Source organism: Flavobacterium sp. KH_001 (assembly GCF_057840745.1).
The window spans coordinates 2323037-2346997 of record NZ_CM174520.1 but is presented as its reverse complement, the minus strand read 5'-3'; the positions used below and the strand labels follow the sequence as shown (position 1 = coordinate 2346997).

The window sequence follows — 23961 nt, the reverse complement described above, 5'->3', positions numbered from 1 at the left end:
TTCGTATTGATCAAAAACTTTTTCGTATTTTAAACTATTTGATAATAAAACTTGATCTATTTTATTATACGAAAAATGGTTTAGGCCATTGAGCGTTGACTCAAGACCTAAACCTAGTTCTTAAAACCGAGTAAACTTATTTAAGTTCAACTACAGCTCCAGCTTCTTCTAATGATTTTTTAAGACCTTCAGCCTCTTCTTTAGAAACACCTTCTTTAACGTTACTTGGAGCACCGTCAACTACATCTTTAGCTTCTTTCAAACCTAAACCTGTAAGTTCTTTAACTAATTTTACAACTGCTAATTTAGAAGCTCCAGCCTCTTTTAATACAACTGTAAATTCAGTTTGTGCTTCTTCAGCAGCACCTTCTCCACCACCAGCAGCAACTACTACAGCTGCAGCAGCAGGCTCGATACCATACTCGTCTTTTAATATTGTTGCTAATTCGTTAACTTCTTTAACTGTTAAGTTAACTAATTGTTCTGCGAATTGTTTCAAATCTGCCATTTTTTCTATCGTTTAAAATGATTTGTAAAATATAATTTATTTATTGTGCGCTAATTAAGCAGCAAGGAAATAATATTCCCCGCATGTGTTATTATACTTCTGTCTCTTCGCTGTTTGCGAATTGATTTTGTAAAGCAGAGATAACTCTTTGAGCTGGTGATTGCAATAATCCAATAAGTTCTCCAAGAAGTTCCTCTTTAGATTTAATAGTTGCTAATGCATCTAATTGATTATCCCCAATATATACTTCAGAATTGATGTAAGCTCCTTTTAAAACTGGTTTATCAGATTTCTTACGGAAATCTTTGATAATTTTTCCAGGCGCATTAGCTACATCAGAAATGAAGATAGCACTGTTACCAGTCAATACTGAAGGTAAATCACCATAGTCATTAGAAGAAGCTTCCATTGCTTTTGCAAGCAAAGTGTTCTTTACAACTTCTAATTTGATACCTGCTTTAAAACAAGCTCTACGTAAGTTTGAAGTTGTTTCTGCGTTTAATCCAGAAATATCAGATACATAAATGATATTTGTACCAGCTAACTGCGCAGTTAAATTTTCAATCGCGATTGATTTTTCTTCTCTAGTCATACTAAAAATTTTTAACTACCAATTATACTGCTTTTGGATCCAATGCAATAGCAGGACTCATAGTGCTTGTAAGGTGAATACCTTTAATGTAGGTACCTTTAGCAGCAGTTGGCTTAAGTTTTATTAATGTTTGAATAATTTCGTGTGCGTTGTCAACAATTTGCTCAGCTCCAAAAGAAACTTTACCAATTCCTGCGTGAACGATACCAGTTTTATCAACTTTAAAGTCAATTTTACCAGCTTTAACCTCTGCAACAGCTTTTGCAACATCCATAGTTACAGTACCTGTTTTAGGGTTTGGCATTAAACCTCTAGGTCCTAAAATACGACCTAATGGACCTAATTTACCCATAACAGCTGGCATAGTGATAATTACATCAACATCAGTCCAACCATCTTTAATTTTTTGTAAATAGTCATCAAGACCAACATAGTCTGCACCAGCTTCTTTAGCTTCCGCCTCTTTATCTGGAGTAACTAATGCTAATACTTTAACATCTTTACCTGTTCCGTGAGGTAATGTAACCACACCTCTAACCATTTGATTCGCTTTTCTTGGATCTACACCCAAACGAACTGCGATATCAACAGACTCATCAAATTTTGCAGAAGCAACTACTTTTAATAATGCCGCAGCATCTTTAAGAGAATATAGTTTGTTCTTTTCAATTTTTGAAGCAGCCTCTTTTTGCTTTTTTGTTAATTTTGCCATGTCTTTTTCTTAATTAAAAAGGAGCTTCTCCTGATACAGTTATACCCATAGATCTAGCTGTTCCAGCAACCATACTCATTGCAGCCTCAATAGTGAATGCATTTAAGTCCGGCATTTTGTCATCAGCAATTGCTCTAATTTGTTCCCAAGTAACACTAGCTACTTTTTTACGATTAGGCTCACCAGAACCAGATTTTAGCTTTGCAGCTTCCATTAACTGAACTGCTGCTGGAGGAGTCTTAACGACAAAATCAAATGATTTGTCTTTATACACAGTGATTTGCACTGGGCATATTTTGCCAGGTTTATCCTGAGTTCTAGCATTAAATTGCTTACAGAACTCCATGATGTTTACCCCAGCAGCTCCTAAAGCAGGTCCAACCGGTGGCGACGGGTTCGCAGCACCTCCCTTAACTTGTAGTTTAACTACCTTACTAATTTCTTTAGCCATTTTTAAAAAATTTAACATCACAATCAATGGAAGCGATTGCAATGGTTATTATATATGTAACAAAAAATTATACTTTTTCAACTTGCATAAAGCTCAATTCTAATGGAGTTTTTCTTCCGAAAATCTTAACCATAACTTCAAGTTTACGCTTTTCTTCATTGATTTTTTCAACAGTTCCGTTAAAACCGTTAAAAGGACCATCGATCACTTTTACTGTTTCACCTAAGTTGAATGGAATAGCACGAGTATCTGTATTAACAGCTAACTCATCTACTTTACCTAACATACGATTTACTTCAGATAATCTTAAAGGAACAGGTTCTCCTCCTTTAATCTCTCCCAAGAAACCAATTACACTTGTAATAGACTTAATAATATGAGGTATCTCACCAACTAAATTGGCTTCGATCATAACATATCCAGGGAAATAAACTTTATCCTTAGACATTTTTTTTCCTTCTTTTACAGTAACTACTTTTTCTGTAGGCACTAAAACTTGGGAAACATAATCACCCATACCTAGTCTGGCAATCTCAGTTTCGATGTAAGCCTTGACTTTATTCTCTTGTCCGCTTACAGCTCTAACTACGTACCATTTTTTCACATTATTATCTGCCATCACAAAAAAATTATCCTTTTAACCAGTTAAAAAATCCAGCCAAAGCTTTTGCAAAAAATTCGTCTACTCCCCATGTTGCCAAAGCAAATAGAATCGAAAATACAGCCACAACAATTGTCAATTTTTGAACCTCAGCCCAAGCTGGCCAAGTAACATTTGACTTTAACTCTTCGAAAGCCTCTGATAAATAATTAGTAACTTTTGTCATTTGATATATTTTATATTGCACGGGCGGAGGGATTCGAACCCCCATCAACGGTTTTGGAGACCGCTATTCTACCCTTGAACTACGCCCGTAATTAAAAGCCAGTGATTTCGGTTAAGAAAATCAACTGGCTTTTTATAATATTTATAGGATTATCCTACGATTTCAGTAACCTGACCTGCACCTACAGTTCTACCACCTTCACGGATAGCGAAACGTAAACCTACGCTCATAGCGATTGGGCTTAATAAAGATACATTGATAGTTAAGTTATCTCCTGGCATTACCATCTCTACTCCTTCTGGTAAAGTAATAACTCCTGTTACGTCAGTTGTACGTACGTAGAACTGTGGACGGTAGTTATTATGGAATGGAGTATGACGTCCACCTTCTTCTTTTTTCAAGATATAAACCTCAGCTTTGAAAGTAGCGTGTGGTTTTACTGATCCTGGCTTAATGATAACCATTCCTCTTTTGATAGATTCTTTATCAATACCTCTTAACAATAAACCTACGTTATCTCCAGCTTCACCTCTATCAAGGATTTTACGGAACATCTCAACTCCTGTAATAGTAGAAGTCAATTTATCAGCTCCCATACCAATGATTTCAACTGGATCCCCTGTATTAGCAATACCTGTTTCGATACGACCTGTAGCAACAGTTCCACGACCAGTAATTGTAAATACATCTTCAACCGGCATCAAGAATGGTTTAGCAACGTCACGTACTGGCTCTTCGATCCAAGCATCAACAGCTTCCATTAATTCAATGATTTTTGGTACCCAAGCAGGATCATTATTCAATCCTCCTAAAGCAGAACCCTGAACAACAGGACCATTATCTCCATCATATTCGTAGAAAGATAATAAATCTCTAATTTCCATTTCAACAAGCTCTAACAATTCAGCATCATCAACCATATCCACTTTGTTCATGAAAACAACGATTCTTGGAATACCAACCTGACGACCTAAAAGGATGTGCTCACGAGTTTGTGGCATTGGACCATCTGTAGCAGCAACTACTAAGATAGCTCCGTCCATTTGAGCAGCACCAGTAACCATGTTCTTTACGTAATCCGCGTGACCTGGACAGTCAACGTGAGCGTAGTGACGGTTAGCTGTTTCATACTCTACGTGTGATGTATTAATAGTAATACCTCTTTCTTTCTCCTCTGGAGCGTTATCGATTTGATCAAACGATTTTGCTTGACAGTAACCTGCATCAGACAATACTTTTGTAATTGCAGCAGTTAATGTAGTTTTTCCGTGATCCACGTGTCCAATTGTACCTATGTTTAAGTGCGGTTTGGAACGATTAAAATTCTCCTTTGCCATTTTACTTAATTTTTAATCTTAGTTATATATTAATTTTCAATTTCCTACTTACTTGAGCCAACTACGGGAATTGAACCCGTGACCTCTTCCTTACCAAGGAAGCACTCTACCCCTGAGCTAAGTCGGCAGAGAGTTCTGATTTTAGATTTTTGAATTTAGACCTTAGATTTTTAAAAACCTTAAATCTACTATCCGAAATCTTAACTTCTTTTTTTTTGTGGGGAGAGCAGGATTCGAACCTGCGAAGTTCACACAGCAGATTTACAGTCTGCCCTCGTTGGCCGCTTGAGTATCTCCCCTTTATTTTATCAATAATTGCATGAACAATTTCAAATCGCATTTGAAATATTTAGAGCCGGCGGAGGGACTCGAACCCACGACCTGCTGATTACAAATCAGCTGCTCTAGCCAACTGAGCTACGCTGGCAATATCAATAAAAAAGTCCGCTATTTCTAACGGACTGCAAATGTAGCTATTTTATCTTTGTATCAAAACATTTTTTGAAAAAAATTTTCAATTATGTTCAATTATATATGTGCTCTTATTTTTTCTTTCCTTTTTACTAGTAAACGCTCTAAAGATTCTGCCGAAAGTTCAACCGCCTCTTCAAATGTCTTACACTGCTTTTTAACCAAAAAATCATCTCCGGGAACATTAATCTTTATCTCGACAGCTTTATTCTCTTTATCACTTGTTCTTTCAACTTTTAAAAAAACATCAGCCGAGACAACCCGATCGTAATACTTTTCCAATTTATCCATTCTCTCTTGAATAAAATCCACCAACTTTCGGTCAACAGTAAAGTTAACTGCATGAACATCTACCTTCATAATATTAATTTTATGGTTAAACATTTCAGAAGTATTACTTATTTCTAGGATGAGCATCCCCATACACCTTTTTAAGCTCCGCTAAACTATTATGAGTATAAACTTGTGTAGATGCCAAACTCGAATGTCCTAATAACTCCTTAACTGAATTTAAATCTGCCCCATTATTCAGCAAATGAGTCGCAAAAGTATGCCGAAGCACATGTGGACTTTTTTTTACCTTTTCAGAGACTCTACTAAAGTAAGAATTTATTAATCGATACACAAAAGATTCACTTAATTTTAATCCTTTTTTTGAAATAAAAAAATAATCTGCATCAGTGATATTCCCGACCGAATCCCTTTCATCAAGATACAACTTAAGCTGATCAACAATAATCGGCAAAACAGGAATAATACGTTCTTTATTACGCTTACCTAAAACCTTTATCACATTCGAAGCCAAATCCACATTATAAATCATCAAATGAATTAATTCCGCACGTCTCATTCCGGTTGCATAAAACATATCCACAATGAGCTTGTCACGGACCTCTTCAAAACCAACAGGAATCCCCATCTGCCCAATCAAATCAGAAAGCTCTTTTTCAGAAAATGGAATTTGAATAATTTTCGGAGTCTTCAAAGCCTTATGCTTCAACATTGGACTAACCTCTATTTGTTTCGTTTTTAAAAGAAACTTATAAAAAGCTTTCAACGAAGCCATTTTTCTATTCACAGAGACATTAGAAACATTCTGATCCACCAAAGAAACAATCCAACTTCTAACTTGACTGTAATTTACTTTCTCAATATTGTCCTGCTCAAAATTTCCCCTATTAAAGACTTCAAAAAATAAAATATCATTCAAATAAGCATTAACCGTGTGTGGCGAATATTTTTTCTCCAACTGAAGATAATCCCGAAATGCATCTTTATTTGACTTCATTATATATTTTTTTTTACTTACCCTTAACACAACAGACATCCTACCTATATATATTACCTCAAAATTAAGCATAAAAAAACCGTTAGTATCAAAATATTGACAACTAACGGTATTTATTTGCGAAAAGCTAATACTAACTTTCTAAACCATCTCTCATGTTTTGAATGTAAGCAGCTTTTTGAATTTGAGCTCTTTTGATAACAGAAGGCTTAATAAAAGCAGTACGTGCTCTTAATTGACGAACAGTTCCTGTTTTATCAAATTTTCTTTTATAGCGCTTTAATGCTCTATCGATATTTTCTCCGTCTTTAATTGGTATAATTAACATAATATAGACACCTCCTCTCGTTAAGGGTGCAAAAGTATATATTAATTTTGAATTACCAATTATAAATCTTGATTTATTTTAAAGAAAAAAGAACATAGAATAAAGAGAATAGATTTTAGCTCAAATTCTTTATTCTTTATTCTTTATTCTTTATTCTTTATTCTTTATTCTTTCAACAAATTTCTAGATATCACTAATTTTTGAATCTCGGTTGTTCCTTCCCCAATTGTACATAATTTAGAATCTCTGTAAAATTTCTCCACAGGAAAATCTTTGGTATAACCGTAACCACCATGAATTTGAACCGCTTCATTCGCTATTTTCACACAAGCTTCTGATGCGTACATCTTAGCCATAGCTCCAAGTGTTGTCACAGGTTTATGCTGTTGTTTCAAAAAAGCTGCCTTGTGAAGCAATAATTCTGAAGCTTCTATCTCAGTTGCCATATCCGCTAATTTAAATGAAATTCCTTGAAAACTACTAATTGGCTGTCCAAACTGATATCTTTCTTTCGAATATTTCAAAGCAGCTTCATAAGCACCTTTTGCAATTCCTAGCGACAAAGCTCCAATTGAAATTCGGCCACCGTCTAATATTTTCATTGCCTGAACAAATCCCTGGCCAACTTCACCCAATCTATTTGCATCAGGTACGCGGCAATTATCAAAAACCAACTCCGCAGTTTCACTTGCACGCATTCCTAATTTATTTTCTTTTTTTCCTGATGTAAATCCCGCCATTCCCTTTTCAAAAACAAAAGCGGTCATTCCTTTTGAATCTCCTTTTTCTCCAGTACGTACGATCACCACTGCAATATCACCTGAAATCGCGTGCGTAATAAAGTTCTTCGCTCCATTCACAATCCACGAATCACCGTCTTTAACTGCAGTAGTATTCATACCTCCTGCATCAGAACCAGTATTGTGCTCGGTTAATCCCCAGGCTCCAATATATTCAGCCGTTGCTAGTTTAGGCAACCATTTTTTCTTTTGTTCTTCGTTACCAAAGGTCAAAATATGATTTGTACATAATGAATTATGAGCTGCAACTGACAAACCAATTGAAGGATCAACTTTTGAAATTTCTTCTACAACAGTAATATATTCGTGATATCCTAAACCAGATCCACCATATTCCTCAGGCACTAAAACTCCCATAAATCCCATTTCTCCCAATTTTTTAAAAAGAGGAATTGGAAAAATCTGTGCTTCATCCCACTCCATTATATTAGGTCGAATGTTTTTCTCTGCAAAATCTTTAATAGATTGTGCTATCATTGACTGCGTTTCGTTATAATCAAAATTCATTGTTGGCTGTTTTTTTTTAGAACTCCAAATATAAACTAATTATTTTTGCTTTTTCAACAGGAAAACCTTTAATTTTTGACAAATCCTCAATATTTTCAAAATTTCCATTCATACTTCTATAAGTTACAATTTGTTTAGCCAATGCATATCTGAAATATGAAAACTGAGACAATTCCTTTAAAGACGCATCATTTATTGCTATTTTTTTTAAACTTGCAGGCACTACTACTTTAAAATGAGAATTCAATTCACCAATAACTTCAGGTGAAAGTCCCCAAATATCATTCATTTGCTCCATAGCAACAAAACACCCTAATACTTCTCTCTGCTTTAATATACGTAAAGATAGAGCTTCACCAATACCATATATTTTAACCAAATCATCCTGAGTTGCATCATTTATATTTAAAATTACAATCTTTTCCTTTTTTAAATCCGTTTTCCTGATAAATTCTTTTTTTTCTGTTTTGAAATTATTCTCTTTTTGAATCCAGTTCGGAAACTTAAATAAAGGGGAAATATTTTTTAATAAAGAATCGGAAATTTTAGTGACTTGTTGAAACTCCTCTGCAGAGTTCACAAATTTATTTTCATTTCTAAATGCTAAAAGCCTGTCAATTTCCTGAGTAGACATTCCAAGCTTATAGCCTTTATAATCTGTAATGAAATTTGGATTAAAAAGATAGACCTTGGGCTTCTCTTTATCTTTAACCAATTTAAGAGAATCAATTTCTGATTGCAAAGACATCCATTGTTCTTTTTCCGTAAAGGTTTTTTCAGGCAAATTAAAGTCAGCATAAAAATAGACCAATTGCAATAGTATAATGATTGCAAAAAGTAAAAAAATTCCTGTACGTTGCTCTCTTGTAAATTTAAAATATATTGCGAGCGTTTTAAAATTAGTCATTAAAATAAAGTTTTCAATCGTTTTAAAAGATCAAATTAAGCGATAAATCATTAATTTATTAGGAAAAATAGTAAAAATTTTATTCTGTATTAAATTATTCAATCCGCATTAACATTCTAATTAAATTGATGAATTTCAGTACTTAACAGCTGTAAACTGGCTATTTTGCATATTTTTTTGATATTTTATAACTTAAAACAATATAATTGTTTTTATTTTTTATAAAAAACGATACATTTGGAGCTTAATAACAATAAACCAATATAATAGTATGTCAATTTGGAAAACTAAACCTCTTTCGGTATTGCTCGGTGAAGCATCCGAATCTGAAAAAGGACTAAAAAGAACCTTATCTTCACGTTCGCTTGTTGCACTTGGAGTTGGAGCAATTATTGGAGCGGGACTATTTTCGCTAACAGGAATTGCAGCTGCTGACCACGCAGGTCCGGCGGTAACAATTTCTTTTATTTTAGCAGCTGTAGGTTGCGCATTTGCCGGACTTTGTTATGCTGAATTTGCATCAATGATTCCAGTTGCTGGAAGTGCATATACTTACTCTTATGCTACTATGGGTGAATTTATGGCTTGGATTATCGGTTGGGATTTAGTTTTAGAATACGCTTTGGGCGCCGCTACTGTTGGTGTGAGTTGGTCCCGGTATTTACTTGAACTTCTTGCAAAGTACGGAGTACATTTACCGCCTGACTTAATTTGCTCACCTTGGGAAACACTGACACTTAGCAATGGAACTGTAATAAATGGAGGAATTGTAAATTTACCAGCAATATTCATTGTTTCATTACTTTCTTTATTATTAATAAAAGGAACTCAAGAATCGGCTTCATTAAACAATTTCTTAGTTGTTATTAAAGTTGCTGTAGTTATCATTTTTATTGTTTTAGGATGGAAATTTATAGACCCTACAAACTATACTCCTTACATTCCTGAAAACACTGGTGTTTTTGGCCAATTTGGCTGGTCTGGAATTGCTGCCGGAGCTGGTACTGTATTTTTTGCCTTTATTGGTTTTGACGCTGTTTCTACTGCCGCACAAGAAGCTAAAAATCCGCAAAAAGGAATGCCAATTGGTATTTTAGGATCATTGATAATCTGTACACTTTTATATGTATTGTTCTCTCACGTAATGACAGGACTTGTACCTTATTATAAATTCGCAGGAGATGCAAAACCTGCTGCAACTGCTTTTGCTGTTACAGGATACGACTTTTTACAAACAGGTTTAATTGTAGCTATTTTAGCTGGTTATACTTCTGTAATGTTAGTAATGCTTATGGGACAAAGCCGTGTTTTCTATACAATGAGTAAAGATGGTTTATTACCTCCTTTCTTCAGTGAAATTCACGCAAAATTCCGTACTCCTTGGAAAACAAACCTTTTCTTTTTAGTATTCGTAAGTTTATTTGCAGGACTTGTTCCTGTAAGTGATCTAGGACATATGGTAAGTATTGGAACTTTATTAGCGTTTGTATTAGTTTGTATTGGCGTAATGGTTATGCGTAAAAAAATGCCAGAAGCTCCAAGAGCTTTTAGAACTCCATGGGTTCCTTTTGTGCCGGTTGCAGGTATTGTAATCTGTTTAGCATTGATGTATTCGTTACCAAATGAAAGCTGGGCAAGACTTGTTGTTTGGATGGCATTAGGTATAGTTATCTACTTTGTTTACGGTAAGAAAAACAGTAAATTAAACAATCCCGATAAATAATATCCAGATAAAGGCATAAAAAAAGGATCATATAAAATTATATGATCCTTTTTTTATGCTTAAAATTTTATTTTTATAAATCGAATACTGAAGTTCGTTTTGCTCTAATTAAGTCTTTTAGGCGAATCCAAAATGCTAATGTCAGATAGATTCCAAAACCTAAACCGGCAGTTACAAACGAAATGTAAATAAAAAACAATCTTACACTCGTAACACGCATTCCGAGTTTATCAGCTAATCGGGAAGAAACATGAAATCCGTATTTTTCAAAGAAAAATTTAAGTTTTAATATAGCCGCCATTTTCTAATTTTAGATTTTAGGTTTTGAACAAAAGTACAAAATAATCCCATTACTACCTTTTCTAATCATCTAATTGCTTTTCATTAACTCTATTCCTAAAGCACATCTTAAACAGGCTTTATTATTGCAATATTCATTTTTGAGTTCCAGTAAAGTTTGAGTTTCAAATGCATTTTTTGAAAGAATTCCGAAACTCTCAAACTTATCAATTATGGCATTTTTTTCAGGAGAAACTTCATTCATAAATGCAATAAGATCTTCAACATTAGACTCTCCAACTCTATTTACATAGGCAAATTGCAAAGGAATAATGGTGTTTACAATCAACAAATCAATAAAAGATCTGGATAAAGGTTTTCGCTTCTGTGGGCTTTCTTTATCAAACTGATAATGATTTTCCCAATACAAACTTGTTGTAACGTTTAAGAGTTCATAAACATCCTTAGCTGACTTAAGTATTATTACTTTAGAAAATAAATTCTGATGTTTACTGTATAAACTTACTAATTGAGAAAGCCGGATTGTTGGAAAATTATCTGGACGATGCTTAAAAAATTGTAGTGGGTCTGTATACACCTTATCTAATTGATACTTGTGCAAAAGATAAAAATACCTAATTTTCAAATCATTAAAATACAAATCTTCCTTTTCAGCGTCTAATAAACCTGAAGCTCCAAAAAGCAAAGCTTCAAGATTTTCTATTTCGAAACTTTCTTTCCGGATAATAGAAAAGGGAATTGATTTAGCTATTTGCAAAAAGGCATTTCCATTGGTATTCAACCCAAAATTCTTTGCTAATAAAGAGAATAAGACAGACTCCCAGTCACCATTTTTTTCTTCTAATAAATCAAAAATAAACTTTGATTTTCTTTCTAGTCGATCAAAAAATAATCTTTCTTGCCAATTTTTAAAAACAAATTCATCAATTTGAGCAATTTGTTTTTCACATGAAATCCAGGATTTTGGGGATACTAAAGAATGATAATTATTTAGGATTTCTGCAGAAACATAATCTTTCAGCACCAAAACAGGAATTTCAGTATTATTTTTGTTAAAGATCTCTGTATCATGTTCCCAAACTACGTGCAAAATGACATTTTCATAAGCCGGATCTTTTTCATGATGATGCACATACCAATCGGATGACTTTAAATGGATTTCAACGTTTCCTGCCCATTTTTGAGTTCCAATTTTTATCTGGGCATTAAAGAAATCAGGGCCTGAAAGTTCTAAATAATCTCCTGTTTTAATAATTACAATTGGACAATTTTGGGTTGTTCTTAAATTCAGAGTTTGAAACTTCCTGAATTTCCAGAGATAATGAAGAAAGTCTTCTCTCATTTTTAAGCTTATATTATAAAATTATAAAAGCTTAAAAATAACAAAATATAATATTAATCTTACAAGTAAATATTATTTTAACATATATAATTTAGCGCATGCACGAGCATCAGATAAGGCTTCATGATGGTTTAACTGAATCTTCATTTCACGGCAACAATCACTTAGTTTGGTTGGTTTTAATCCTTTTGCCTTGTAAATTTTAACCGTACATTCCCAACGTTGTGCAATATTTAAATCTTCATATTGCAAGCCGTAAAGCGCCATTGATTTCATTAATACATTGCGATCAAAACTTTCATTGTGCGCGACAACAACCCTATTTTTTAATCTTCTTTCTATTTCAGGAAATACCTGAGAAAACGATTTTGCATTAATCGTATCACGTGGGTAAATGCCATGAACCTGAATTGTAAACGGATTATATAGGTTATTTGGAGGCTTAATTAAAGACACAAACTCGTCAACAATAATTCCGTTTTCAACAGTAACTATTCCAACTGAGCAAGGATGATATCCCGTAGCAGTTTCAAAATCTATGGCAGTAAAATTCATTTTTAAAATATTTCAGCTAAAAAAATCCATAAACCAAAGTCTTAAAACTCCGATTTATGGATTTATAATGTTATTAAAATTGTTCTTATTTTATAGATCCAATAATATCATATTTGGTAATAATATGATGTTTTCCATTTCCTAAATCTACCAAAACAGCGTCATTTTCTTTGGTAAACAATTTAGAAACTTCTTCAATTGTAGTTCCTAATTTCACAATAGGAAAAGGTTTCCCCATTACTTCCTTAATTGGTTTTTCGGCTACATTTTTATCTGCAACATAACTTCTAAATAAATCTGTTTCGTCTACAGAGCCAACAAATCCGTTAATATCAACTACCGGAATTTGAGAGATTTTATATTTACGCATACGTTCGATAGCGTGTGACACTAGTTCTTCTGTACGAACAACAATCAATTCTTTATCGATATGATCTTTGATTACATCTTCGGCTTTTGTAACGTTTTCTTCTAAAAATCCTCGTTCGCGCATCCAGTCGTCATTAAACATTTTACCAACATAACGGCTTCCTGAATCGTGAAAAAGAACTACAACAACATCTTCAGGTTTAAAATGTTCTTTAAGCTGCAAAAGTCCTTTAATACAAGCCCCTGCAGAGTTCCCAACAAAAATGGCTTCTTCCATCGCAATTTTTCTTGTATAAACGGCAGCGTCTTTATCAGTTACTTTTGTAAAACCATCAATTAATGAAAAGTCGACATTTTTTGGTAAAATATCTTCTCCAATTCCTTCTGTTATATAAGAGTAAATTTCATTTTCATCAAAAATTCCGGTTTCATGGTATTTTTTAAAAACAGAACCGTAAGTATCAATTCCCCAAATTTTAATGTTAGGGTTTTTCTCTTTTAAATATTTTCCAACTCCCGAAATAGTTCCTCCGGTACCTACTCCAACAACGAAATGCGTAATTTTTCCATCCGTCTGTTTCCAGATTTCCGGGCCAGTTTGCTCATAATGCGCCAATGAATTAGATAGATTATCATATTGATTTACGTACCATGAGTTTGGTGTTTCTTCAGCTAAACGCTTTGAAACTGAATAATAAGAACGTGGATCCGTCGGCTCAACATCAGTAGGACAAACTACAACTTTGGCACCAACAGCACGTAAAATATCCATTTTTTCTTTTGACTGCTTGTCTGATATTACACAAATCAATTTATATCCTTTGATAATTGCTACCAGTGCCAATCCCATTCCGGTGTTTCCCGAAGTTCCTTCAATAATAGTTCCACCCGGTTTTAATCTGCCGTCTGCCTCTGCGTCTTCAATCATTTTTACAGCCATTCTGTCTTTTACAGAATTTCCAGGATTAAAAGTCTCGACTTTTGCCAATACTAACGCATCGATTTCAGCAACAATTTTGTTGAGTTTTACTAAAGGTGTATTACCAATTGTCTCTAAAATATTTTTTGAAAAGTCCATTTTATGTTTATTTAATATGTGGTTCTAAAAATCTAAATAGCCCTAATTTTATTGGAAGAAATTCCAAACTAAACCAAATCGGATAACAAAATCACGATAAGGGTTATTAGGTGCCGAATAATAATCGCTTTTTGCAAATAAAGCATTTATATGTTCTGCTTTTAAGTAAAATCTGGTTTGACGAATTCTGGCATTTACAAAAAGATCGAATAACGGATAACCTCCAATTTTTTTCGCATCCTGAACAAAAAACTCACCAATAACCGGATTATAATCATTTCCGTAATATTTTGTGAAATAATTAAATACTACACCAGTCTGCATATATAATGCCTTTTTGAAAAAATAGCTAGAATAGTAAAGTGTATTTCTCGTTACAAAATCAGGAACATTTAAAATCAAATCTGACTGATCTACTTTTTGATATAAAAGTGTATTATCAAAGCCAAACGGTCCAAACTTAAACTCTTTACTAGCTTTTATAGACAAATAATTAATTGCATTTCCATATTGTGCCGGCTTTATAATTTGAGTATATGCTAAAGCTTCTGCCGGAGTGGAATCATCCTTAAAATACAAGTGATCCTTTAAAACAGAGTACTGAACTTCAGCATTTAACCAAGGTGTATAAACATTAGCGCTAAGCTGATTAATTTTTTCATTCTTAAAGCTATTAGACCAATTGTATTCAACATAACTGCTTTGATACAAATTATAGTTATTATTTGGCAACTTATTTAAATTTCTATATCTGAAATCGAATTGAATTTTCTCATTTAAGTCATACCTCAATTTCGCATCTAAATCAGAAAGAGACTGATTTGTAATTGATCTGGTATATAAAAAGCGGCCATTCCATCTATTTTTCTGATATTCATATTGTCCTCCAACATTATTAATCTGCAAAAATAAATTATCAGGAACAACTGAACCATCACTATACACGATAATTCTGTCGTATTTATAATTTGATCTGTAATCGTCGACAAAAAAATTGAATTTCCCAAGAAGTGAATTTTCATAGGCAAGTCCAACCTTATTGTATAATTTCTCAAAACGAGTCTCATCATTTATATTACCACTAGCATACGATTCTCCAAAACGTTGAACTTGTACACTAGGCCCAACTGTTGGCGTTACAGTCGAAAGAAGTGTTGGCTGCAAGTATTGAAAATACTTATATTCGTAATTAAATTGATGTGTTACATACAAATTATTACTCCCATCTTTTGGATTTACTCTGAATGCATGATCAAAAAAGAAACGTCTTCCTTTTAATAATGATTCCGCATCAGTCAAAAATACCTGCAATCGCTGACGATTTTTAAAATCAGGATCCTCACTTTCAAAATTGTCTGTATTTGTAATTCCGCCATTTTCTTCATTTGTAATGTCCTGAAATGTAAAATGAGCATTTAAAACATATCTTTTATTTGTTGTAAAATAACTTGTTGTAAATCGAAAATTTCCTGCACTAACTAACTGATTTATATAATCTCCCTCAGAACGCAATCCTCTGTAAGCAGCAGAAAAATTAAGATTCTTTGAAGTATTTAGTGTAATAAATGAGTCTAAGTTTTGCCCTTTGTTTATTGTTGTATTAAAAAATATTTCGGTTAAAGGAGTTGCAACTGAATAATATCGAATATCACTAACCTCCATATAGTCAAAATGTTTTCCTTTGAAACCAATTTCAGGATACGGAGAATAATCAGTTAAACCATATTGTATCGTATTATATGTCTGTCCAATGTTAGAAAATGGCAAAAGTCCAAAATTATCTTTTCTTAAATAGTTTTGCTTGTAAGCACTTTTAAGTGTTAGCGACGTATCTGCAATTATTGTATCGTGCTCTAGTGTATAAATCTGGTATTGCTCTATCTTTGCAATTAGAGACTTTTTCTTTTTCACTGTATCCGTTATACTAGAATATTTTGTATTCATATCTAAACTGTTCTTTGAACTAGTTTTTTCCTGAGAAAACAATAAGGTTGGTACAATTAATAGATATAGAAAAAAGAGTATTCTCATTTGATAGCTTTATATGTAATTATTTCGGCAAATTTTATCAAGCAAAGGTAAAAGATAAAAACGTATAAAAAAACAAATCATTGCCATTGAGAAGTTTTCATTTCAATTATATTTGTCTTTAAAATTAAGTAAAATGCTAGAAAAAAACTATTCGGGTTTTATTTTAGAAACCGGAACTGACGAAGCCGGTCGTGGATGTCTGGCAGGGCCCGTTACGGCCGCTGCAGTAATTTTACCTGCCGATTTTGAAAATACAATTTTAAACGACAGTAAACAATTGTCTGAGAAAGATAGATTTCTTTTAAAACCAATCATAGAACAACATGCTCTTTGCTATTCAGTCACACATTTATTTCCTGATGAAATTGACGAAATAAATATCCTGAATGCTTCTATGAAAGGAATGCAGGAATGTATTTTAAAATTGAACCAAAAACCTGACTTTATTATTGTGGATGGAAATCGGGCATTGAATGCCAAATTAGGTTTAAAAAATACTTTTGGAAAACAATTTTCTTTTGAAGAAATAGAACTACTAAAATCAATTCCGAATCAGAGTATTATAAAAGGAGATGGGAAATTCTTAAGTATTGCGGCAGCATCGATATTAGCAAAAACGTACCGCGACGAATATATGGAGAAAATTCATCACGAATTCCCTATGTACAACTGGAAAAAAAACAAAGGCTATCCCACCAAAGAACATCGGGAAGCGATTCGAGAACATGGTACTACAAAATATCACAGAATGAGTTTTAGACTTTTACCCGATCAATTGGAATTGGATTTTTTTGAACTATAAAAGAAGGCTTATCAAAATTGATAAGCCTTCTTGTTTCGAATAATTTGCATACTGAAAGTCGTTAACTTCCAATAATTTTATTTTTTGCTTTTTAAGAATTCTGCAAACTGCTTCGTATCAAAATAAAAAGGTCTAATTGCTGTAATTTTTCCGTTTTTAACATCATAATGTTCTGAAATTGGCACAGACATTGTTTTTCCTGATTTTTTTGCTTTGCATTTTATAGTGAAATAAATAATCACTTCATTTTTAGAAGCATCGCTAAAGTAAACAGGTTCTTTTTCTATTTCCAAATCAAAAAACTCAGCTGATTTTGCATACATTTTAGTCCATTCGCTAAAACCAACATATCTTCCTCCATAAGGTAAACCTTCTGCCTGAGTATAAATTGCTCCTTCTTCAATTATAGTTGCCATTGCATTTAAATCTTTTGTTTTAAAAAGACCTTCGTAATATTTTGCGACAACATTAAAATTATCACTTTCAAGATTTTTTAGAATTTCAGCTTCTGACAAAGTAGCCCCCTGTTCCCAAAAGCCGATAATTTTGCTTACCTGACCTTTTCCATTTAATCTGGCGAAATCACGGCCTGCCATTATCAATTTATTTTTTGAATCCAGAATTTTCCAATCCCAGGTTACATAATTGTCTTTGACCACTTTTGAACCGGAAGTTAAAATAGCGTCCGGGAATTTTTTATAAAACTCGTTGATGACATTATTTAAGGCAACAGAACCTTTTATAGAAGCTGAAGGATCTTCGAAAGTACTGTCGTCTAACCAAATCGTTTTTATCAATTTTAGTCTTGCATCACTGTTACGCTCTTGCCAAACTTTTTCATAAACCGCAATTGGATTTAATTTTTCTTTCTTTTGAGCAAAAGCATTGTTTAGAATAAAGAGGAAACAAAGAAAGTAGATTTTTCTCATAAGCTATAAAATTAGATTTGGTTAAAGTTTCATTAAAAGTATTCTAGCAAATTACGTATAAAAATGGCACAAAATTGCTTATTCTAATAATTTACGATCAATTCAAAATCTTGACTTTTACCAACACATTTTTACACTTTTTGCAATATTCTCTTTAATAATATAATTCTATTCAAAAGCAATTAAATCATTACTGGATTTACAAACAGCCATAATCTCATTTTTCCAGTCTGAAATGCTTTCTGCAGAAGCTCTATCCGCTTTTTCGAAGTAAAAATGTTGTTTGATTTTTAAACCACAATAATTAAAAATTCCAACATCTGAAGTTAACACCAAAGCTTTATCCATTCCTATTGCTTCATATTCTGCATTCGATTTTCCATGAGAATTGATAATGATAGTACTTTTATCAGTTAATAATCCTTTCTGAATGCCCTGATCATATCTGTAAGCAAATCCGTAGCTAAATACCCGGTCAATATAGCCTTTCATGATCGAAGGCATTCCTGTCCACCAAATTGGATAAATAAAGATAATTTGATCTGCCCAAGTGATAAAATCCTGTTCTGTTTTAACGTCATCTGTTACTTTCCCCATTCTTTGTCCCTGTATATCTTCTAAAGAAAGAACCGGATTAAAATTGATTTCGTTTAAATCACGAATGACAATTTCTTGTTCCGATCGCTCCAAACTTTCAAGAACAGTTTGTTTGAACAAATGATTTAAACTTGCTGGATTAGGATGTGTGTAAATAATTAAATTTTTCATGTTTTCTATTTTTTAAGATTGAACATGACAAATGTAAAACGCAAGCTTTAGCTACAATTGTAAGAAAACGAAATAGGCCTTATTCTACTTTTGAACCGCAGATATCGTTTTGAAATTTCAAGAATTTCGTTGGAGAAATATTCATGTAAAATTTAAAGTCGTGAATGAGCTGACTCTGGTCATAATAACCACATTCTTCAACAATATTCAACCAATCAGTTTTGGACTGATTTTCAATATTTTTTTCGATTTTACTGACCGCTTTTAAAAACCTTTCGTAACGATTGGCTTCTTTAATACTGTAACCGAAAACCTTTTTCTGATTCAACTGAATGTTTCTTTCTGTCTGATTTACTTTTGAAGCGATTGCTTTTATCGGATTTAGATTTTCTTCTTTAAAATCGTTTAAGAGTGTGGTGATTTCACTTTGTTCTCTGAGATAGGGTTTGCAGAACTCTAAAATGTAATCTACTCGTTTTGTATTGTTAGGAATATTTTGAAGTTCTTTCCATAAGAGGCTAAAACAATTCTCCTGAATTAATGCATCAGTATGAATTGGCAAAGTATCAAATAGTACATTTCCGAAAAATCGATAAAAAGCATCTTCTTTAAAATTGGCAACTAAAATCTCTGAATTGGGTTGTAATGTATATTCGAAAGCTTGTTTAATAGGACCTAGAACAATGCATTTTTCTATCTCCAGAAGAGTGTTTTGCTGTGATTTTAAAGTAGATTTTGTTCCGAAATTAAAAACCAAAATGGTTTGAAAACTCGGCAATAATGTTTTTGTAACTGGAAAATCGGTTTTGTTTTCTGCGAAGTAAAAATGAGAAAATACAGTTTTAAATGCTGAAGGCACAGCAATTCTATAATTGTTATTTTCTTCAGCATTTTTCATACTATTTATATTTTAGAAGCTTTATTCTAAACAAATTCACCTTCAAACAACTGAGTTAAGTGTTTGATGATTTTAGCTTTTACTTCGTCTTCATCGACTTTTTCAACGCCAAGTTCTACTTGTAAAGAAGTAACGCCTTTTCCGCGAATTCCACACGGAATAATGTTATCAAAATATCCTAAATCGACATTTACATTTAACGCAAATCCGTGCATAGTCACCCAACGCGAAGCACGTACGCCAAGCGCACAAATTTTGCGTGCAAACGGCGTTCCAACATCCAGCCACACTCCTGTTTCACCTTCGCTTCTTCCGCATTTTAAACCGTATTCTTCTAAAGTTAGAATGATTGATTCTTCGAGAAATCGCAAATATTTATGAATATCGGTAAAGAAATTCTCTAAATCCAAAATTGGATAGCCTACAATTTGTCCTGGACCGTGATACGTTATATCACCTCCACGATTGATTTTATAGAAAGTTGCTCCTTTGGCCTCGAGCTGTTTTTCGTTTAATAATAGGTTTTCTAAATCACCACTTTTTCCTAATGTATAAACATGAGGGTGCTCTACAAACAGCAAATAATTTGGCGTCTCTAATTCGAGTTCTTCTCTTCTGTTTTTGATTTTTAAGTCGACTATATCCTTAAAAAGTTCTTCCTGATATTCCCAGGTCGATTTATAATCTTTACTTCCTAAATCTTGAAGTTGGATTTTTTTATTCATTTTAATTATTTTTCAAACTCTACATCAAAGTTTAGTTTGTCAGGATTCTCCATATAATCCGTGAAAGGGTATTGAATTGTAATTGTTTTTCTGTCCTCACTAAACAATGCAGTTGGATTTGAAACCTTTTTTACACGTTTAGGAAAATGATATTTAATAACATAGTTAGACGAAGCAAACATCATTTTTGACATATCTGCTGTTGAATCAGCAGGTTTCTCTGCAAGTTTCTGCTTGTCAATGATTGCTTTACGCGTAAATTTCTTTCCGTCATAAGTATAACTTAGCTTGCTTTTATTGTCTCCCAAACCAGCAAATGGCGTTGAAGGAGCAGTACCGCCTTCCAGTTTTTGAAGTGTACTCATCGATTGCAATATGTCTTGTAAGTCACTAACACTTTTAAAATCGGTAGCGATGTTCATTAAGAATTTTTTTTCCTCTCCGTTCATTTTTATATTGAAAACAAAATTTTCTAATTTTTTAATTTCTTTCTGAGATTCCGGAGATAATTTTGAAATACTATCTTGTTTATCAGCAATTAATTGCTTGAATGTAAAAGTAGAGTCGATATTTTTTTTAGCATCAGCTCCCATTTGATTTCCTAGTTGATCACCTGCCATTTCCATCAAAGCAGAACCATCCATATCTACAGAATACTTTCCGGTTCCGTTGTCATTAATGTACATATTCTCAGTAAAAGTGCAGCTTGTAAATGTTGCAACTAAAAAAGAAAAACTAAGTAATTTATATAATTTCATCATGGTTAATTTTTTATCAAAGATACGAAGTCTATTTTATTTTTAAAGGTTCTAAGGTGCTGAGATTCTAAGGTGCTGAGTTTTTATCGCAGTGACCTCAAATCTCTTTTTAATCTTTTTATCTAGTTGCTTTGTTCCAAAACAACTTCTAAATTCGTCGTTTCAGGATTTTGTAAACAATCTGAAAGTTGAAATTCTAAGGTAAATGATTTTTTATCAGGACTAAGAATGGCTTTATCATTGGAAACTGATTTTATTTTTCCCGGAAAATGATATTTTAAGGTGTAGGATTGTACTAGTTTATATTTAGCGTACGTTTTTTTTCTTTCTTCGAGCATCTTTTTGTTCTTTTCAAACTCTTGCTGATCAACAATAACTAAGTTTCTTTTAAAAACAGATCCGTCGAAAGTATATTTTATTTTAAAAAATTCTTTTGAAACCGGATAATTCTCTTTTAAAGAATTTGCCAAACTAAGGCTTTCATACACATTTGGCAGTTCTTCTATTTTTTTAAAGTCGGAAGAAATTACATTAAAATTTTCCATTTGAATAGGATCCAGCTTTACATGCATTTTGACATTAGCATGTTCCTGAAAAAGTGCCTGATCCACTTTATTAAATTTCACAAACGTTGAAGCATACTTTGTGATGTAATCCTGAAAAACAAATAGTGTATCTGTAAATTTTTCCGAGCCTGAAAGAGAATGTCCTAATTGCATATAGCTATTTTCGTCTCGCAATTGAAAGACCTCAATACTTCCGCTTCCGTCCGGATTGATTTTTATGGTTTCGGTAATTTGACAGCTTGAGATTAAGAGTAAGAGCAGAAAGGCTTTTATATAATTCATTTTTTGGAAGGTTCTGAGGTTCTGAGTTGCTAAGATACTGAGGTTTTTCTTTAATTTCTTACAGAAATGTTTTTTTCGCGCACAGTCTTGTTATGATTGCGTAAACACTCCAACTAAAAACTTCTTTTGAAAACCAAAACTTCTAATCTAGCCCCGATAGCAGCGGTATCCTTTTTTGCTTTTTCTGCAAAAAAGATACAAGTGGATAGCGGGACTGAAGGTGATTGAAATACGATAATTTGCTGCTTCAAAAAATCTAAAACCTTCATTCTGAAATCTACATTCTTTTCTTTATCTTTGCACACTTAAAAAAAGAGCACAAAATGGCATTATCAGAACAAGAAATCATTAGAAGAGAAAAACTTCAAAACTTACGCAACTTAGGAATCAATCCTTATCCTGCTAATCTTTTTCCAGTAAATCATACTTCAAAGCAAGTGAAGGAATCGTTTGAAGAAGGTAAGAAGGTAATCGTTGCGGGACGTTTGATGAGTGTTCGTGATCAGGGAAAAGCTTGTTTTGCTGAATTGCAGGATAGCGAAGGACGTTTGCAATTGTACGTGAATCGCGATGTTTTGTGCGTTGGTGATGATAAAACATTATACAATACAGTATTTAAAAAATTAACCGATTTAGGAGATTTTATTGGTATTGAAGGAGAATTGTTTACTACGAAAGTGGGTGCACAATGTATTCGTGTTGACGGATTTACTTTTTTGAGTAAAACATTACGTCCGCTTCCTTTGCCAAAAACAGATGAAGACGGAAATGTTCACGATGCTTTTAATGATCCTGAATTGCGTTACAGAATGCGTTATGTAGATTTAACTGTGAATCAACACGTTAAAGACACTTTCATCAAACGTACGAAGTTGTTTAGCGCTATGCGTGGTTATTTTAACGATGCAGGTTATCTTGAGGTTGAAACTCCGGTTTTACAACCAATTCCGGGTGGTGCTGCGGCGCGTCCGTTTACTACGCACCATAATTCGCTTGATATTCCGCTTTACATGCGTATTGCAAACGAATTGTACTTAAAAAGATTAATTGTTGGTGGTTTTGAAGGTGTTTATGAGTTCTCTAAAAACTTTAGAAATGAAGGAATGGACAGAACGCATAATCCTGAATTTACCGCTATGGAAATATATGTAGCCTACAAAGACTACAACTGGATGATGGAATTTGCTGAAGGTTTGCTTGAGCATTGTGCTATTGCTGTAAACGGAACTAGCGAAGTTACTTTTGGCGAGCATAAAATCAACTTTAAAGCGCCGTATGCTCGTGTTACAATGACTGATTCTATCAAACATTTTACTGGTTTTGACATTTCAGGAAAAAGCGAAGAAGAATTATTCGAAGCTGCAAGAGGAATGGGAATTGACGTTGATAACACAATGGGTAAAGGAAAATTGATTGATGAAATTTTTGGAGCTAAATGCGAAGGAAATTATATTCAGCCAACTTTCATTACAGATTATCCTAAAGAGATGTCGCCTTTATGTAAAGAACACCGTGACAATCCGGAACTTACAGAGCGTTTTGAATTGATGGTTTGTGGTAAAGAAATTGCAAATGCATATTCTGAATTGAATGACCCAATTGATCAGCGTGAGCGTTTTGAAGATCAAATGCGTTTGGCTGCAAAAGGTGATGATGAAGCAAACGGAATTATCGATGAAGATTTCTTAAGAGCGCTTGAATACGGTATGCCTCCAACGTCTGGAATGGGAATTGGAATGGACCGTTTGATTATGTATTTGACTAATAACGCTTCTATTCAGGAAGTTTTATTGTTCCCGCAAATGCGTCCGGAGAAAAAACAAGCCCAGGTTGAATTATCTGATGAAGAAAAATTTATCGTAGATCTATTAAAAGGAAATGAAAATAAAATGGATCTTCAGCAATTAAAAATTACTGCTAATTTAAGCGGTAAAAAATGGGATGCGTCTATGAAAAACTTATCTAAACACGGTTTGACTAAGGTTGCTGTGGAAGGTGAGTTTAAATTTGTGGAGTTGGTGGAGTAGATTCCTTTGAAATACTATTAAATTTAAAAAGGAGCTTTTATTGAAGCTCCTTTTTCATATATAAAAATTTTCCTTAATTT

26 protein-coding genes and 4 tRNA genes are annotated in these 23961 nt (G+C 33.3%); 3 read left to right on the top strand and 27 right to left on the bottom strand.

Annotated elements, in window-relative coordinates; genetic code table 11:
* Positions 1 to 136: 136 nt before the first annotated feature.
* The 16 genes from rplL to AC3ITQ_RS10100 all read right to left on the bottom strand — a co-directional run bounded on the left by rplL (position 137) and on the right by AC3ITQ_RS10100 (position 8728).
* Entirely contained in the window at positions 137 to 508 is a 372-nt protein-coding gene (gene rplL / locus AC3ITQ_RS10175) for a 50S ribosomal protein L7/L12 (RefSeq protein WP_007807437.1), read from the bottom strand.
* Between the two features lie 91 nt (positions 509 to 599).
* Positions 600 to 1100 (bottom strand): 50S ribosomal protein L10, encoded by a 501-nt coding sequence (gene rplJ / locus AC3ITQ_RS10170; protein ID WP_489238548.1) that lies wholly within the window; start codon positions 1098 to 1100, stop codon positions 600 to 602.
* Between the two features lie 22 nt (positions 1101 to 1122).
* The gene (gene rplA, locus AC3ITQ_RS10165) at positions 1123 to 1812 is read right to left on the bottom strand and encodes a 50S ribosomal protein L1 (RefSeq protein WP_017496725.1); all 690 of its coding nucleotides are present in this window, start codon (positions 1810 to 1812) and stop codon (positions 1123 to 1125) included.
* 13 nt (positions 1813 to 1825) lie between these two features.
* Positions 1826 to 2263 carry a 50S ribosomal protein L11 gene (gene rplK, locus AC3ITQ_RS10160; RefSeq protein ID WP_029273445.1) on the bottom strand — a complete coding sequence of 146 codons (438 nt, stop codon included), beginning with the start codon at positions 2261 to 2263 and terminating at the stop codon, positions 1826 to 1828.
* A gap of 67 nt (positions 2264 to 2330) precedes the next feature.
* Complete coding sequence (nusG, locus tag AC3ITQ_RS10155; RefSeq protein ID WP_029273444.1) at positions 2331 to 2882, bottom strand: transcription termination/antitermination protein NusG; 552 nt, start codon at positions 2880 to 2882, stop codon at positions 2331 to 2333.
* A gap of 10 nt (positions 2883 to 2892) precedes the next feature.
* Positions 2893 to 3090 carry a preprotein translocase subunit SecE gene (secE, locus tag AC3ITQ_RS10150; RefSeq protein ID WP_008466927.1) on the bottom strand — a complete coding sequence of 66 codons (198 nt, stop codon included), beginning with the start codon at positions 3088 to 3090 and terminating at the stop codon, positions 2893 to 2895.
* Between the two features lie 18 nt (positions 3091 to 3108).
* A tRNA-Trp gene (locus AC3ITQ_RS10145) sits at positions 3109 to 3179 on the bottom strand.
* Positions 3180 to 3239: 60 nt separating this feature from the next.
* Entirely contained in the window at positions 3240 to 4427 is a 1188-nt protein-coding gene (tuf, locus tag AC3ITQ_RS10140) for an elongation factor Tu (protein WP_007807448.1), read from the bottom strand.
* Positions 4428 to 4482: 55 nt separating this feature from the next.
* A tRNA-Thr gene (locus tag AC3ITQ_RS10135) sits at positions 4483 to 4554 on the bottom strand.
* 91 nt (positions 4555 to 4645) lie between these two features.
* Positions 4646 to 4726 (bottom strand) — tRNA-Tyr (locus AC3ITQ_RS10130).
* A gap of 54 nt (positions 4727 to 4780) precedes the next feature.
* A tRNA-Thr gene (locus AC3ITQ_RS10125) sits at positions 4781 to 4854 on the bottom strand.
* Positions 4855 to 4955: 101 nt separating this feature from the next.
* Positions 4956 to 5258: a ribosome hibernation-promoting factor, HPF/YfiA family gene (gene hpf / locus AC3ITQ_RS10120; RefSeq protein ID WP_017496722.1), complete on the bottom strand. Its 303-nt coding sequence runs from the start codon at positions 5256 to 5258 to the stop codon at positions 4956 to 4958.
* Between the two features lie 34 nt (positions 5259 to 5292).
* Positions 5293 to 6186 carry a tyrosine-type recombinase/integrase gene (locus AC3ITQ_RS10115; protein WP_489238546.1) on the bottom strand — a complete coding sequence of 298 codons (894 nt, stop codon included), beginning with the start codon at positions 6184 to 6186 and terminating at the stop codon, positions 5293 to 5295.
* Positions 6187 to 6319: 133 nt separating this feature from the next.
* Entirely contained in the window at positions 6320 to 6514 is a 195-nt protein-coding gene (gene rpsU, locus AC3ITQ_RS10110; protein WP_026985791.1) for a 30S ribosomal protein S21, read from the bottom strand.
* Between the two features lie 164 nt (positions 6515 to 6678).
* A complete protein-coding gene (locus AC3ITQ_RS10105) occupies positions 6679 to 7821 on the bottom strand; it encodes an acyl-CoA dehydrogenase family protein (RefSeq protein WP_489238544.1) in 1143 nt (380 codons plus the stop codon).
* 16 nt (positions 7822 to 7837) lie between these two features.
* Positions 7838 to 8728 carry a ComEA family DNA-binding protein gene (locus tag AC3ITQ_RS10100; RefSeq protein WP_489238542.1) on the bottom strand — a complete coding sequence of 297 codons (891 nt, stop codon included), beginning with the start codon at positions 8726 to 8728 and terminating at the stop codon, positions 7838 to 7840.
* 271 nt (positions 8729 to 8999) lie between these two features.
* Between AC3ITQ_RS10100 and AC3ITQ_RS10095 the strand changes: the two genes are divergently transcribed.
* Positions 9000 to 10451, top strand: a complete 1452-nt coding sequence (locus AC3ITQ_RS10095) for an amino acid permease (protein WP_489238540.1) — start codon at positions 9000 to 9002, stop codon at positions 10449 to 10451.
* Between the two features lie 73 nt (positions 10452 to 10524).
* On the opposite strand, the gene AC3ITQ_RS10090 is transcribed toward AC3ITQ_RS10095, so the two are convergent.
* From AC3ITQ_RS10090 to AC3ITQ_RS10070, 5 genes are all read right to left on the bottom strand, one after another.
* On the bottom strand, positions 10525 to 10752 hold the full coding sequence (locus AC3ITQ_RS10090) for a PspC domain-containing protein (protein WP_489238538.1): 228 nt from the start codon (positions 10750 to 10752) through the stop codon (positions 10525 to 10527).
* A gap of 69 nt (positions 10753 to 10821) precedes the next feature.
* Entirely contained in the window at positions 10822 to 12093 is a 1272-nt protein-coding gene (locus AC3ITQ_RS10085) for a DUF2851 family protein (protein WP_489238536.1), read from the bottom strand.
* Positions 12094 to 12165: 72 nt separating this feature from the next.
* Positions 12166 to 12648, bottom strand: coding sequence for a 3'-5' exonuclease (locus tag AC3ITQ_RS10080; RefSeq protein ID WP_489238534.1), 483 nt, complete (start codon positions 12646 to 12648; stop codon positions 12166 to 12168).
* An 85-nt stretch (positions 12649 to 12733) separates the two neighbouring features.
* Positions 12734 to 14095 carry a pyridoxal-phosphate dependent enzyme gene (locus AC3ITQ_RS10075; protein WP_072975085.1) on the bottom strand — a complete coding sequence of 454 codons (1362 nt, stop codon included), beginning with the start codon at positions 14093 to 14095 and terminating at the stop codon, positions 12734 to 12736.
* A gap of 48 nt (positions 14096 to 14143) precedes the next feature.
* Complete coding sequence (locus tag AC3ITQ_RS10070) at positions 14144 to 16126, bottom strand: putative porin (RefSeq protein WP_489238532.1); 1983 nt, start codon at positions 16124 to 16126, stop codon at positions 14144 to 14146.
* Positions 16127 to 16259: 133 nt separating this feature from the next.
* On the opposite strand from AC3ITQ_RS10070, the gene rnhB reads away from it, so the two are divergent.
* Positions 16260 to 16928 carry a ribonuclease HII gene (gene rnhB, locus AC3ITQ_RS10065; RefSeq protein ID WP_489238530.1) on the top strand — a complete coding sequence of 223 codons (669 nt, stop codon included), beginning with the start codon at positions 16260 to 16262 and terminating at the stop codon, positions 16926 to 16928.
* 77 nt (positions 16929 to 17005) lie between these two features.
* Here the strand turns inward: rnhB and AC3ITQ_RS10060 are convergent, their stop codons facing one another.
* The 6 genes from AC3ITQ_RS10060 to AC3ITQ_RS10035 all read right to left on the bottom strand — a co-directional run bounded on the left by AC3ITQ_RS10060 (position 17006) and on the right by AC3ITQ_RS10035 (position 21854).
* Positions 17006 to 17857, bottom strand: a complete 852-nt coding sequence (locus AC3ITQ_RS10060) for a nuclear transport factor 2 family protein (protein ID WP_489238528.1) — start codon at positions 17855 to 17857, stop codon at positions 17006 to 17008.
* 168 nt (positions 17858 to 18025) lie between these two features.
* Complete coding sequence (locus AC3ITQ_RS10055; RefSeq protein WP_489238526.1) at positions 18026 to 18625, bottom strand: NAD(P)H-dependent oxidoreductase; 600 nt, start codon at positions 18623 to 18625, stop codon at positions 18026 to 18028.
* Positions 18626 to 18704: 79 nt separating this feature from the next.
* Complete coding sequence (locus tag AC3ITQ_RS10050; RefSeq protein WP_489238524.1) at positions 18705 to 19523, bottom strand: AraC family transcriptional regulator; 819 nt, start codon at positions 19521 to 19523, stop codon at positions 18705 to 18707.
* 26 nt (positions 19524 to 19549) lie between these two features.
* The gene (gene lipB / locus AC3ITQ_RS10045) at positions 19550 to 20248 is read right to left on the bottom strand and encodes a lipoyl(octanoyl) transferase LipB (RefSeq protein WP_489238522.1); all 699 of its coding nucleotides are present in this window, start codon (positions 20246 to 20248) and stop codon (positions 19550 to 19552) included.
* Positions 20249 to 20253: 5 nt separating this feature from the next.
* Positions 20254 to 21009, bottom strand: coding sequence for a hypothetical protein (locus AC3ITQ_RS10040; RefSeq protein WP_489238520.1), 756 nt, complete (start codon positions 21007 to 21009; stop codon positions 20254 to 20256).
* 119 nt (positions 21010 to 21128) lie between these two features.
* Positions 21129 to 21854: a hypothetical protein gene (locus AC3ITQ_RS10035; protein ID WP_489238518.1), complete on the bottom strand. Its 726-nt coding sequence runs from the start codon at positions 21852 to 21854 to the stop codon at positions 21129 to 21131.
* Positions 21855 to 22177: 323 nt separating this feature from the next.
* Here AC3ITQ_RS10035 and lysS point away from each other — a divergent pair, with 323 nt between their 5' ends.
* Entirely contained in the window at positions 22178 to 23881 is a 1704-nt protein-coding gene (lysS, locus tag AC3ITQ_RS10030) for a lysine--tRNA ligase (protein WP_489238517.1), read from the top strand.
* Positions 23882 to 23961: the final 80 nt, after the last annotated feature.

Coding starts and splice junctions, on each gene's coding strand:
- rplL (WP_007807437.1), bottom strand. CDS start 508: ATGGCAGATTTGAAACAATTCGCAGAACAATTAGTTAACTTAACAGTT.
- rplJ (WP_489238548.1), bottom strand. CDS start 1,100: ATGACTAGAGAAGAAAAATCAATCGCGATTGAAAATTTAACTGCGCAG.
- rplA (WP_017496725.1), bottom strand. CDS start 1,812: ATGGCAAAATTAACAAAAAAGCAAAAAGAGGCTGCTTCAAAAATTGAA.
- rplK (WP_029273445.1), bottom strand. CDS start 2,263: ATGGCTAAAGAAATTAGTAAGGTAGTTAAACTACAAGTTAAGGGAGGT.
- nusG (WP_029273444.1), bottom strand. CDS start 2,882: ATGGCAGATAATAATGTGAAAAAATGGTACGTAGTTAGAGCTGTAAGC.
- secE (WP_008466927.1), bottom strand. CDS start 3,090: ATGACAAAAGTTACTAATTATTTATCAGAGGCTTTCGAAGAGTTAAAG.
- tuf (WP_007807448.1), bottom strand. CDS start 4,427: ATGGCAAAGGAGAATTTTAATCGTTCCAAACCGCACTTAAACATAGGT.
- hpf (WP_017496722.1), bottom strand. CDS start 5,258: ATGAAGGTAGATGTTCATGCAGTTAACTTTACTGTTGACCGAAAGTTG.
- AC3ITQ_RS10115 (WP_489238546.1), bottom strand. CDS start 6,186: ATGAAGTCAAATAAAGATGCATTTCGGGATTATCTTCAGTTGGAGAAA.
- rpsU (WP_026985791.1), bottom strand. CDS start 6,514: ATGTTAATTATACCAATTAAAGACGGAGAAAATATCGATAGAGCATTA.
- AC3ITQ_RS10105 (WP_489238544.1), bottom strand. CDS start 7,821: ATGAATTTTGATTATAACGAAACGCAGTCAATGATAGCACAATCTATT.
- AC3ITQ_RS10100 (WP_489238542.1), bottom strand. CDS start 8,728: ATGACTAATTTTAAAACGCTCGCAATATATTTTAAATTTACAAGAGAG.
- AC3ITQ_RS10095 (WP_489238540.1), top strand. CDS start 9,000: ATGTCAATTTGGAAAACTAAACCTCTTTCGGTATTGCTCGGTGAAGCA.
- AC3ITQ_RS10090 (WP_489238538.1), bottom strand. CDS start 10,752: ATGGCGGCTATATTAAAACTTAAATTTTTCTTTGAAAAATACGGATTT.
- AC3ITQ_RS10085 (WP_489238536.1), bottom strand. CDS start 12,093: ATGAGAGAAGACTTTCTTCATTATCTCTGGAAATTCAGGAAGTTTCAA.
- AC3ITQ_RS10080 (WP_489238534.1), bottom strand. CDS start 12,648: ATGAATTTTACTGCCATAGATTTTGAAACTGCTACGGGATATCATCCT.
- AC3ITQ_RS10075 (WP_072975085.1), bottom strand. CDS start 14,095: ATGGACTTTTCAAAAAATATTTTAGAGACAATTGGTAATACACCTTTA.
- AC3ITQ_RS10070 (WP_489238532.1), bottom strand. CDS start 16,126: ATGAGAATACTCTTTTTTCTATATCTATTAATTGTACCAACCTTATTG.
- rnhB (WP_489238530.1), top strand. CDS start 16,260: ATGCTAGAAAAAAACTATTCGGGTTTTATTTTAGAAACCGGAACTGAC.
- AC3ITQ_RS10060 (WP_489238528.1), bottom strand. CDS start 17,857: ATGAGAAAAATCTACTTTCTTTGTTTCCTCTTTATTCTAAACAATGCT.
- AC3ITQ_RS10055 (WP_489238526.1), bottom strand. CDS start 18,625: ATGAAAAATTTAATTATTTACACACATCCTAATCCAGCAAGTTTAAAT.
- AC3ITQ_RS10050 (WP_489238524.1), bottom strand. CDS start 19,523: ATGAAAAATGCTGAAGAAAATAACAATTATAGAATTGCTGTGCCTTCA.
- lipB (WP_489238522.1), bottom strand. CDS start 20,248: ATGAATAAAAAAATCCAACTTCAAGATTTAGGAAGTAAAGATTATAAA.
- AC3ITQ_RS10040 (WP_489238520.1), bottom strand. CDS start 21,009: ATGATGAAATTATATAAATTACTTAGTTTTTCTTTTTTAGTTGCAACA.
- AC3ITQ_RS10035 (WP_489238518.1), bottom strand. CDS start 21,854: ATGAATTATATAAAAGCCTTTCTGCTCTTACTCTTAATCTCAAGCTGT.
- lysS (WP_489238517.1), top strand. CDS start 22,178: ATGGCATTATCAGAACAAGAAATCATTAGAAGAGAAAAACTTCAAAAC.